The sequence below is a fragment of the Sphingobacterium chuzhouense genome (genome assembly GCF_014692525.1).
GTDB lineage: Bacteria > Bacteroidota > Bacteroidia > Sphingobacteriales > Sphingobacteriaceae > Sphingobacterium > Sphingobacterium chuzhouense.
On the sequence record NZ_JACNYL010000001.1, the window covers coordinates 958599 to 970366 of the forward strand.

Sequence of the window (11768 nt, forward strand, 5' to 3'; positions counted from 1 at the left end):
TAAACTAATAAACCAATGACAAGCAATACACTATTATTTGTAGACGGATTGACCGGCATCGTTTTAATTGCGGTAGGCGCCGTCGTCTTCTTTATCCTTGCTTTTTTTGTAGTACTGAGCATGTTCTACAAAAAGATTCCACAAGGAAAAGCTATTGTGCGTAGCGGCGTGGGCGGCACCAAGGTCGCTTTCAATAAAGGGATGTACGTCGTTCCTGTATTCCACCGGATGGAAATCATGGATATTTCGGTCAAGAAAATCGAAATAGCCAGGATGCAACACGACGGGCTGATTTGTAGGGATAATATCCGAGCAGACATTAAAGTCGCTTTCTTCGTACGGGTGAATAAATCGGTCGACGATGTGGTCAACGTTGCCCAAAACCTCGGTTGTGTCCGCGCTAGCGATCCCGAAACACTAAAGAGCATCTTCGAATCTAAATTTTCAGAAGCATTGAAAACCGTGGGTAAAAAATTCGATTTCATCGAACTCTATGAAGCCAGACGTGAGTTTAGGGAAGAAATTTTAAACATTATCGGTACAGATCTCAACGGCTATATCTTGGACGATTGCGCCATTGACTATCTGGAACAAACCGAGCTGAAGTTCTTAAGTCCCGATAACATTCTAGACTCCGAAGGGATTAAAAAAATAACGGAACTGACCGCCAAACAGAATATGAATGCTAACCTGATCCGTCGAGAAGAAGAGAAAGTCATCAAGAAACAAGACGTGGAAGCACGAGAGGCCATCCTGGAACTCGAACGCCAGTTAGCTGAAAAAGAAGAAAAACAGCGCAGGGAAGTCGATAACATCAAAGCTAGAGAGGAAGCAGAAATCGTAAAAGTGCGGGAAGAAGAGCGGCTAAAATCCGAAACAGTGCGCATCACTACCGAAGAACAACTGGCCATTCAAGAAGAAAACAAGCTTCGCCAGATCATCATCGCGGAGAAGAACAAACTCCGTACGGACGCCATCGAAACCGAACGCGTGGAAAAAGACCGGGCATTGGAAGCAACCGAGCGGGAACGGATTGTTACCTTAGCACAAATTGACAAACAGCGGTCGATCGAAACGGAGCAAAAAAGTATCCAAGGGGTTATCAAAGAGCGCGTCCAACTGGAGAAAGGGGTTATTGAAGAGCAACAAGCTGTTAAAGACCTGGAGGTATTCCGCGATGTAGAGCGTAAGAAGCAAGCGGGTGTCATCGCTGCTTCGCAGGAAGCCGAGGAGCGTTTGATCGCGACTGTAAAAGCAGCGGAAGCAGCCAAGATTGCAGCGGAGCAAGAAGCAGAGAAAAAAGTCATCGATGCCGAAGCCGCCCGTCAAATTGCGGAGAAAAAAGCACAGGAGTTGCTGATCGAAGCCGAAGCGAAGAAAGAAGCTTCTGCAAAAGAAGCCGAAGCGCGCAAAATTATAGCCGAAGCACAGGCGAAGGAAGAAGCGGCGCTTGGCCTTTCGGAAGCAGAGGTCATGGTTGCCAAAGCAGAAGCAGAAGAAATTCAAGGCACCAAGGAGGCCGTTGTGATCGAGAAAAAAGCAGAAGCATTACGCAAAGAAGGTTTGGCGCAAGCCGAAGTAGTCCGTGAAAAAGCATTGGCAGAAGCAAAAGGTATCGAAGAGAAAGCGGCTGCGATGAAACAATTGGATGGCGTGGGTAAAGAGCATGAAGAGTTCAAATTACAATTACAAAAAGAACGTGATGTGGAATTGGCACATATCAACATCCAAAAAGATATTGCTGCCGCACAGGCAGATGTACTGTCAGAAGCTTTGAAAACGGCGAAGATTGACATCGTCGGTGGGGAAACGATGTTCTTCGAAAATATTGTTCGCCAAGTATCAAACGCAAAGGGCTTTGACCATCTGATCAACAACTCCAAACATGCTACAGATATCAAAGATTCATTGATAGGCGTGAGTGGCAATGGTGATTTAGCAGAGAAAATTCGCGGGCTTGCTGATAAATATGGTGTCTCTTCCAACGATATCAAAAACCTAACCGTATCTGCTGCATTGATTAAATTACAACAAGCTGCTAAAGCCGAAGGCGAAGAGGAAGACACAGGTTTTATCAATTCGCTGTTCGGATTGGCGAAAAACTTAGGGGTATCGAACAAGAAACTGAACGGTTAGTTTTATGCAGGAACAACAAAACAGCCTTGATCAAGGCGCGTATGAAATCATCCGGAAGCGTCTGCAAACGCAAAAGGAAGATCTTATCAAAAGATTGCAGGCGCTCAACGACTCCCGTCGGGAGGTGTTCAGTGCCACATCCTTTACATTAAAAGCCAACCAACGGATTACGACGGATAACACCTGCGCTGCACGCGGCATCGTCGCTATCGACGAGGTATGTATCTTCGGCTACAATGTACATTTCGGCTTACGCACAGAAATCAAGCTGGAAGATGTTTTCAGCATCTACCTTTTTGAAAACAACCAGTTCATCCCGCAACCGTTAGATTTGATCAACGATCCGAACTTCGTCGTCGACTATCAAAATCTGTACAAATACTATCGAGATGCTATCTTCGCGCGATTCCGCCGTACGGAGAACTATCTCTACATGATATTCCAAACCAGCAAGAAAGCTTCCGATCTGAAAGCATTCAAGTGGCTCATCAAAGATGGAAAACTCCACTATCAAGACGACAGGAGTATACATGACGTACGGCTGCCTGATCAGTTTGAATTTGACTGGACAAGAACTACGTTGGAAGATCGTCGTTTAGGTAAATTCCCACATATTTCCATTTTAGATAAAGTGTTTATCGAAGCGCTGCATGGCGATATCACGTTTAAAATAGAAGATAATACCGACAGCGGGAAGGGAATTTACGCCGAAAAAGTAACAAATCTCGACCAACAACTCGATGATGCCGAGTACTATTATGCCGATCTGGGCAACCTCATTGCCATACGGATAAAACCTTATCAAGAAGATTTCCGGGCTTATGTGTTCAACCAGCGTACCAAGGAAGTCGTCAACCTCAAATCGCTGAACGAGTCCGCCATCCTATTGCCCGATAATCAAGGACTGATTTTCTCCAACGGGTATTACCTCCAAAATGGCACCCACAAAATCTTTGAGGGCAACGCAGACAATATGACTTTTCTACGGAAAATCGCTTCACCAAATGGTGAGGATTTCCTGTATGTCTTTAGCCAGAAAGAAACGAACACCTTTGTACTGCTGTCATACAACATCATTCAGCAGGCCGTGGAAACACCTATTATCTGTAACGGATTTACGATTTTTAACGACGGAAGCCTTATCTATTTCCGAACGGAAGCCGAGGCGACACGCCACCACCAGGTGCAAATTTGGGAAACGCCTTATATGGAAATGCTTCAGGAAAACGAAGCAAAAAAGAACCATCCGCTATATAAAGTCGGCAACAAACAAATCGTGCAGGCGATGGCAGAGGCCCAGGAAGTGATTCAATTAGTCCATAAAGAAGATAGCTACGAGGGTCTATACGAAGATATTCTCAAAAAATCCAGCAACCTGCTGGACTCGTATTTCTGGATTCAGGACGAAGCGTTGGCCAGTCTTGGGATCCCGCTGACGGAAATAAAGGAAATTGCCAATACCGCTATCGATGAGTTTGTAAAAGTGCAAGCACAGCGCAAACACGCGGAAGAGCGCATACAGGCGCTGGAAGAAAAACTGGAGCAGTTGCAATTTGACATCAACAGCACGGTGGTCGAACAACTGGATCAGTTGGTACATCAATTAGCAGACGCCCGACGCTTGCTCGGCGAAGCTATTGAACTTAAAAATGTCAAATATATTGCCTTAGATCGCGTCGAAGCATTACAGGAAACACTACATCAAATAACCGACGAACTTTCACAAAATACGGTCGCTTTCCTGTTACGTGAAGAAGCGCTCAGCCCGTACGAACAACGTGTAGAAGGACAAAAACAGCAGGTCACGGCCATAGAAAAAGCGTTTGACGCGAAACCCATTGAAGAAGGTAACTTGACTATTGCCAACGAGCTGGAACTTTTGATCGATATTCTGCATAGCCTCAAGATCGAAGACGCGACACAAACCACACAGATAGTAGAAAAAATATCGATTATCTTCGCTTCTTTAAACGAAGTGCGTGCACAACTGACACGTAAGCTCAAATCGTTACAGGGCAAAGAAGCTATCGCCGAGTTTTCGGCACAAATGACCCTGTTGGAGCAATCGGTCACTAATTATTTAGAATTGTCGACTTCCGCTGATAAGGTAGAAGAATATTATAGCAAAATACTAGTTCAATTGGAAGAACTGGAAAGCAAATTTGCTGATTTCGATGATTTTGCGTTAAAAATAGCTGACAAACGAGATGACGTTATCAAGGCGTTCAACATCCGGCGCGAGCAATTGGTCGAGCAGATCAATAAACGAACAGGTTCTTTAGAGCAGATCGGCCTGCGTGTATTAAAAAATATCGAAAACAAATCGGCTACCTTTCAGAGCCGGGCAGAAATACAAAGCTTTTATGCAGCCGACCTCATGATAGACAAGGTCAGGCAACTTGTTGCTGAGCTAAAAAGCCTAAACGATATTTCTAAAGCCGAAAACCTGGAAAACCTGTTAAAAAAATCACAGGAAGATGCCTTGCGGACATTGCGGGACAAAACCGAACTGTATGTGGACGGCGACAACATCATCGCGCTCGGCACACACAAATTTACGGTCAATAAGCAATCGCTCAGCCTTACGCTTGTCCGCCGCAGCGAAGAACTCTATTTCCACCTAACCGGCACCAGCTTCTATCAAAAGGTAAAAAATAACGAACTGCAAAATTACCACGACATCTGGGAACAGGAACTCTTATCAGAGAACAAACACGTTTACCGCGGTGAATACCTTGCATATCAAGCCTTCTTAGCTTCACAAGTGACCGAGCAATTTAATGCCGAAACCTATATTGCAACTTACATCGAACAACATTATTCAGAAGGCTATATCAAAGGCGTTCATAATATCGATGCTTTAGAAATTTTCAAAGCCGTCAAGCAATTAGACGAGAAACTCGAATTATTATGCTTTGAAAGCCCATTGCGTGCGATTGCACAGTTGTTTTGGCACAGCTTATCAAAAAATAAGCGGGAGCGGCTACAATACCTCATCCAATCAGGGCGAGCCGTACGCAAAGCCTTCCCTACTTCCAAGCACTACCAATCTATCATCGATGAGATTGCCACGCAATTTTCATCCTGGGAAACATATCTTGATCTATCCGTCTATGCACCACATATGGTGGCCACTTATCTCTTTCAGACATTCACCACTTACGATAAACTGACGTTAAGTGAACAAGCTGACCATCTGCGGCAGGAGTTTGTCCGTGATCTGGAAAACAAAAAAATATATGCTGATTTTGAACAGGATTTTCAAAACGAACATTTCGACAATACCGATCGTTATCTACTCCTATTAAACTGGCTACATGCTTTCGTCGATCAAACCCAACAAGCCGACAGCTACCAGCCAATCATGGAAGAAACGGCGGCAGCACTCCTGTTTCCGAAAGATGATTATCATCTCATATTCGGACAATTTAGTGTAACATTGGAACAACTGAAAGGTAACCATGTCTTGTTGGAGGATGGGTCATTATACCTAAACTATCACGCCTTTATGCAAAAAATGGGTGTTTTCGTAACCGTAGATGTCCCTCGCTTTGTAGCTTTTGCGCAACTAAAGGAACAAATCAGCAAATCGTATGAAAAAGAATTAAAAATAAATGAATTTGAGCCGAAGGTATTGACGTCTTTCGTTAGAAACAAACTCATTAACGACGTCTATTTTCCACTCATTGGCAACAATTTGGCAAAACAATTAGGCGCAGCGGGCGACAACAAACGTACGGCGCGTATGGGCATGCTTTTGCTGATTTCTCCACCGGGCTACGGCAAGACAACGTTGATGGAATACCTCGCCAAAACGATGGGCTTACATTTTGTAAAAGTAAACGGTCCGACGATCGGGCATTCGATCACCTCTATTGACCCCGTAGAGGCGAAGACATCGGGCGAGCGCGAGGAACTCAAAAAAATAAACTTGTCTTTTGAGATGGCAGACAACGTGATGTTGTACCTGGATGACATACAGCATTTAAGTGCCGAATTTCTACAGAAATTCATCTCATTGGCGGACGGGCAACGTAAGATCGACGGTATTTTCAACGGCGAGAGCAAAACCTACGACCTGCGTGGCAAGCGCTTTTGCATTGTTATGGCGGGCAATCCCTATACGGAAAGTGGTTCTAAATTCCAGATTCCGGACATGCTTGCCAACCGGGCAGATGTGTATAATCTCGGTGATGTTATTGGTGATACGGAACACTTGTTCAATCTGAGCTTGGTGGAAAATGCGGCTATTGAAAATAGCTATCTGGCGAAGATTGCCGGAAAATCCTTCCCAGATTTTTATGCGCTTGTCGACTACGTACAATCCGGTGCCGAGCAGATTCCGGAGTTGGAAGGGGTTTATCTGAAACAAGAAATTGATGATTTCATCGCCGTGCTACGCCACGTGATGAAAATTCGCGATACCGTACTCAAGGTCAACAAAAGCTATATCCAAAGTGCAGCGATGCAGGATAGCTACCGTACCGAGCCTCCTTTCAAGATGCAGGGTTCTTACCGCAACATGAGCAAATTGGTCGCACAGATCATTCCGATGATGAACAATGAAGAGATCAGCCAAACATTGTTGGCACACTACGAAAGTGAATCACAAACGCTGACGAGCGACACCGAGAGCAATCTATTGAAATTAAAAGAGCTCGCCGGATTGATTCGCCCAGACGAGCAGAAACGTTGGGAAGACATCAAGGAAATATTCCGCAAGAACAATAAACATGGCGGACTGGCAAAAGATGACAAAGTTTTCGCACAGCTTTTGGAGTTTAATGAGAACTTAGAAGGGATCATCAAGGCTATTCAGAACGGCAGGGGTTAACCTCTGCCATTCTATCGCTACCACCTACCTCCCGCGCCACCGCCTCCCGATGAACCGCCTCCAAAGCTACCACCACCTCCACCGGAGGAGCCGCCACTAAAACTTCCACCGCCAGAACTACCACTACCGCCGGAACTTCGTACTAATTTCGGAATGACCCGCGTCCCCTTATCCTCTTTATGTTTACAATGTAGACAGTGATCATAGACTTGTTGCAATCCACTCTCTTTGTAGGTCGCAACTTTCAATATTTTACCTCTTTTTCCCTTTTCATACGTTCTAAATCCACATGATGGACAGACGGCTAACTTTGTCTTCCCCGTCCATCCCAACACTTTTCGCTCTCCTGTCTTTTTGTTGATCCATACCTCATAAAACTTAGCATGTAAGTTTTCTTCCTTTAACTGTCCTTGGCTCAGATATCTTTTCATATCACCTAACTTCACCACATCCCGATTAATCCGCTCCCAATTGCCGGAATCATCTGGCGGTACAAAGCGAATCTTACTATCTTTCCATTTTTGTCGGAAGAGGAAAAAACTAAACAGCATTAAGGGACTCAACAAATAGGGAATAAACGTTTGTAGCTGAAAACGTTGCAAAGCTTTTAGTTTATTCTCTTCGTCTTTATAGCTTTTTTTTATCGCATCCCGCGTTTCCCAAATCCGACCAGCGACCGTGTAACTTCCCCACACAGCAAAAAGCCAAGGCAACGTTGAAAGTTGGAACATACGCTCCATATCATTTAACACAAACGCAAAAATCATCATGACAAACAGCATCGTAAATATTGTCGCGAAGCCCCCAAATACCATATAGACGAACCAACCGCCACAACCTTTTTTTTGTCGCTTTTTTCCTGACTGTGCCGACAAAGGAGTCCACACTGCATCAGTCCATGCACTCCCCACGCGATACACCCAATAATACAGTGCTACATATAGTAGTATAACCACCATGGAATTGACAAAATGGGGATTTCGTTTGCTGAAAAAAGGCGTTGCTTCCGGCATCATACGGTGTAGCTCCGCCTGTACATCGGGAGCCGTCAATGCTTGTTGAATCGCTTGTGACGCTTCCAATACACCCCGGTTATAATCCCCTTCCCGGAAATGAGGCACCAAGAATTTCTCACCAATACGATGCAGGTATACATCCGGAAAGATGGCTTCCATTCCGTAACCTGAGATAAACCGATACTCCCGTTTATCTTTAGCAATAAATAATAGCAGACCATTGTTTTGTTCTTGCTTGCCTATTCCCCATGTATTGAACAGTTTCAGCGCAAATTCAAATACATCGTACCCTTCAAAATCGTTTACAACCACGATGGCATATTCTGCTCCTGAGGATTCTTCTATTTCGGTAGAAAGCCGATTTAGCTGGTCTACCGTTTCAGAAGACAACGCGCCGTCTGGATTGCTGACATAAAAATCTTGTCCAGCTTCCTTCGGGCTAGGCAATGTCTCGACCGTATACAAACGCTGGGCAAAACCACTAGAAACAAAAAGTACGGCTAAAAATAAAAGAGAAATATGCCGCTGACACAACGAGGTATAACGTTTCATAGACTTTAAAAAAATTGCGAAACTCGCACAGGGCTTAAAGTTAGAAAACAATAAGAACTAAAGCTTATCTGAACAAATTCTTATGCGGTCAGCTAAATCATTCAGCGCATGTTTTAACTTTTCCTTTTCTTCTTTTGTAAACTCAGTGGCTGTACCATTCCCATCTAGCCCGTTCATTTTCTGGCTTAACCAAGAGCGAGATTTACCAAAGTATTTTTGTGATATCTGTGCCCAAGACACATCTACAATGATATCCCATAGTTGAGATTTCATACTTTCCTTTTTTACTTGCACTTCCATATCTTTTGTTTTTATGTCCTTTTCAAGAGTTATTATTAATCTTGTTCTTTGTCCAACAATATATCCACGAGCATCATGATATACCACTCAAGTTCAACAGACGGGGGATACGTTTTCTTGTAATTGCGGATGCTTTCAATCAACTCCCATTCCCGAGCTGTTAGTTCTTTTTTCATATTCCGTTATAATAGTTTTCATAACAAATATATTAAACATTTGTATAATAACCAAAAACGAATCACAAGTTATGACACACAAAATTTTTGTAACTTTGCTCTTGTATGTCAGATATTATACAGTTACTGCCGGATTCAGTTGCTAATCAGATTGCTGCAGGGGAAGTGGTGCAACGTCCCGCTTCTGCGGTGAAAGAGCTTATTGAAAATGCGATCGATTCGGGAGCGGATAAAATTAAACTTATCGTTAAGGACGCTGGAAAATCCCTCATACAAGTCATCGATAACGGCTGTGGCATGAGCATCACTGACGCGCGTCTTTGTTTTGAAAGACATGCAACTTCCAAAATACGCCAAGCAGAAGATTTATTTGCGATCCGGACAATGGGGTTTCGTGGGGAAGCCTTAGCATCGATTGCCGCCATCGCACAGGTAGAGCTGAAAAGCAGACGCGTCGAAGATGAACTGGGAACGATTATACAAATCGAGGGTTCGAAGGTCATCAGTCAGGAGCCCGAAGCGTTGCCCGCAGGCACGAGTATCTGTGTAAAGAATCTTTTTTACAACATCCCTGCCCGCCGTAATTTTTTGAAAAGCAATTCTGTTGAAATGCGGCATATCATTGACGAATTTCAACGTGTCGCCTTAGCCCATCCAAAAATATTTTTCAGTCTACATAGTGATGGAAACGAACTCTTTCATTTGCCATCGGAGACCTTGAAACAGCGGATAGTACACCTCTTCGGAAACAACTATAACCAACGTCTTGTGCCGGTAGAGGAAGATACCACGATTATTACGGTCAGTGGATTTATCGGGAAGCCGGAATTTGCAAAGAAGACGCGTGGCGAACAGTTTTTCTTTGTCAACAAACGTTTTGTTAAAGATCCTTATCTCCATCACGCAGTGATGAATGCCTACGACGATATTCTTCCGGCAGATACTTATCCGTTGTACGTTTTGTTTATTGAGATAGACCCCTCTAAAATCGACATCAACGTTCATCCGACGAAAACAGAAATTAAATATGAGGATGACAAGGCGATGTACGCTATTTTACGGTCGACGGTTAAACGCTCCTTAGGTCGTTATAATATTACGCCGACATTAGATTTTAACCAAGAAACAAGCTTTACTAATCTCATTACCAATAAACCGCTCGAAGAGATTCAAGCGCCGACGATTTCATTTAACCCTAATTTTAATCCATTCGAAGATACGAAATCATCTTCTTCAAGCAGTTCCCGTGCTTCCAATTACGCCGCCGGCCTGGAGAAAAAAGCAGGGATTCCGCAGAACTGGGATTCCTTATATCAAATCACCCAACGAGACACCGCGGAACAACTATCGTTACATCAAGGCGAAAAGACACCTCATGATGTTCCAACGACAGAACATTCCGAATCCTCGGCAAACGTCCAAGAAGCTCCCAAGCAATTTTTTCAGTTGCACAACCGTTTTATTGTTTCCCAGATCCATTCGGGCTTCATGTTGATAGATCAACAAGCGGCACATGAGCGTATTTTATTTGAACATTACCTAGAGCAATTGGAGCACAACCAAGGAAGTAGCCAACAAAGTCTGTTCCCACAAACAGTAGAACTAAGTCCGGCAGACTTTGCGTTGATGGAAGATATTTTACCTGAAATCCAAACACTTGGTTTTCAGGTTCGGCCTTTCGGAAAAACAACTTTTATTGTCGATGGCATTCCTGCTGATTTAGGGCAGGGCATCAATGAAACAAAAATTTTAGAACAGCTTTTGGAAGATTTCAAAAACAATAAGGACGAATTACAACTTAATAAAAGAGAAAACTTGGCACGTAGCCTTGCAAAGAACGCGGCAATCAAACCGGGCACTGTATTGGACAACCAGGAGATGTCTGAATTGATAGATAAGCTCTTTGCTACCCAATCACCAAGTATATCCATACAAGGTAAGCCGATTGTGGTAACGATTACATTGCAAGAACTCATGGAACGTTTTAATAAGAACTAAGCATTTACGACCTACGATATAGTATATGAACAACATCCTCTCAAATCTAACCCCAGTAGTTAAAAATCTCCTCATCATCAATGTGGTGTGTTTTATTGGCTCGGCCATCTTTATGCAAGCACCTCGTTTTTTTGGGGTATACTATCCAGATTCACCTTTTTTCCATGTATGGCAAGTGATTACTTATATGTTTATGCATGGAGGGTTCGGGCATATCTTCTTTAATATGTTTTCCCTAGTGATGTTCGGCCCGATTATCGAACAAGTATTAGGATCTAAACGTTTCATAAATTTTTATCTAATTTGTGGTATTGGAGCACTTGTATTACAATACGGCGTACAAGCTGCTGAGGTTTACAATATTGCTGGTACGGTAAGAGCCTCCGAATTTTTAAATTTCGATATGCTGAACAATCGAGTCAGCTCCAATCTTAACGTAACACAGAGTGAGTTTGATACCTTAGCATCGATATATGGGACACCGTTAGTTGGTGCTTCCGGTGCGATATTTGGCTTGCTATTAGCTTTTGGTTATTTGTTTCCGAACATGTCGCTGTACCTCTTTTTTATCCCCGTTCCGATCAAAGCGAAATATTTTATTCCCATTTTAATTTTAATTGAGATATATTTAGGTTTTTCAAACGCAGGGGGGTCGATTGCCCATCTGGCGCATGTTGGCGGTGCGTTATTTGCCTATATCCTGCTCAAAATATGGCGTATTAGAAGAGGGAGCATGTATTAAAAGAATAGTGTAAC

At 43.4% G+C, this 11768-nt stretch carries 7 protein-coding genes; 4 read left to right on the forward strand and 3 right to left on the reverse strand.

Annotated elements, in window-relative coordinates; genetic code table 11:
• Positions 1–15: 15 nt before the first annotated feature.
• Entirely contained in the window at positions 16–2136 is a 2121-nt protein-coding gene (locus H8B21_RS03665) for a flotillin family protein (protein WP_190312409.1), read from the forward strand.
• 4 nt (positions 2137–2140) lie between these two features.
• The gene (locus tag H8B21_RS03670) at positions 2141–6970 is read left to right on the forward strand and encodes a DNA repair ATPase (RefSeq protein ID WP_190312410.1); all 4830 of its coding nucleotides are present in this window, start codon (positions 2141–2143) and stop codon (positions 6968–6970) included.
• Between the two features lie 17 nt (positions 6971–6987).
• Here the strand turns inward: H8B21_RS03670 and H8B21_RS03675 are convergent, their stop codons facing one another.
• The 3 genes from H8B21_RS03675 to H8B21_RS03685 form a co-directional block, all read right to left on the reverse strand.
• On the reverse strand, positions 6988–8538 hold the full coding sequence (locus H8B21_RS03675; RefSeq protein ID WP_190312411.1) for a TPM domain-containing protein: 1551 nt from the start codon (positions 8536–8538) through the stop codon (positions 6988–6990).
• Between the two features lie 57 nt (positions 8539–8595).
• On the reverse strand, positions 8596–8811 hold the full coding sequence (locus tag H8B21_RS03680; protein ID WP_223814816.1) for a DUF5053 domain-containing protein: 216 nt from the start codon (positions 8809–8811) through the stop codon (positions 8596–8598).
• Between the two features lie 62 nt (positions 8812–8873).
• Positions 8874–9014 (reverse strand): hypothetical protein, encoded by a 141-nt coding sequence (locus tag H8B21_RS03685; RefSeq protein WP_190312413.1) that lies wholly within the window; start codon positions 9012–9014, stop codon positions 8874–8876.
• Positions 9015–9119: 105 nt separating this feature from the next.
• On the opposite strand from H8B21_RS03685, the gene mutL reads away from it, so the two are divergent.
• On the forward strand, positions 9120–11012 hold the full coding sequence (gene mutL / locus H8B21_RS03690; RefSeq protein ID WP_190312414.1) for a DNA mismatch repair endonuclease MutL: 1893 nt from the start codon (positions 9120–9122) through the stop codon (positions 11010–11012).
• A gap of 25 nt (positions 11013–11037) precedes the next feature.
• A complete protein-coding gene (locus tag H8B21_RS03695) occupies positions 11038–11754 on the forward strand; it encodes a rhomboid family intramembrane serine protease (RefSeq protein ID WP_190312415.1) in 717 nt (238 codons plus the stop codon).
• The last annotated feature ends 14 nt before the right edge of the window (positions 11755–11768 follow it).

What these genes read in the sequence shown, in the direction of transcription:
- H8B21_RS03665 (WP_190312409.1), top strand. Translation starts at nt 16, where the DNA reads ATGACAAGCAATACACTATTATTTGTAGACGGATTGACCGGCATCGTT.
- H8B21_RS03670 (WP_190312410.1), top strand. Translation starts at nt 2,141, where the DNA reads ATGCAGGAACAACAAAACAGCCTTGATCAAGGCGCGTATGAAATCATC.
- H8B21_RS03675 (WP_190312411.1), bottom strand. Translation starts at nt 8,538, where the DNA reads ATGAAACGTTATACCTCGTTGTGTCAGCGGCATATTTCTCTTTTATTT.
- H8B21_RS03680 (WP_223814816.1), bottom strand. Translation starts at nt 8,811, where the DNA reads ATGAAATCTCAACTATGGGATATCATTGTAGATGTGTCTTGGGCACAG.
- H8B21_RS03685 (WP_190312413.1), bottom strand. Translation starts at nt 9,014, where the DNA reads ATGAAAAAAGAACTAACAGCTCGGGAATGGGAGTTGATTGAAAGCATC.
- mutL (WP_190312414.1), top strand. Translation starts at nt 9,120, where the DNA reads ATGTCAGATATTATACAGTTACTGCCGGATTCAGTTGCTAATCAGATT.
- H8B21_RS03695 (WP_190312415.1), top strand. Translation starts at nt 11,038, where the DNA reads ATGAACAACATCCTCTCAAATCTAACCCCAGTAGTTAAAAATCTCCTC.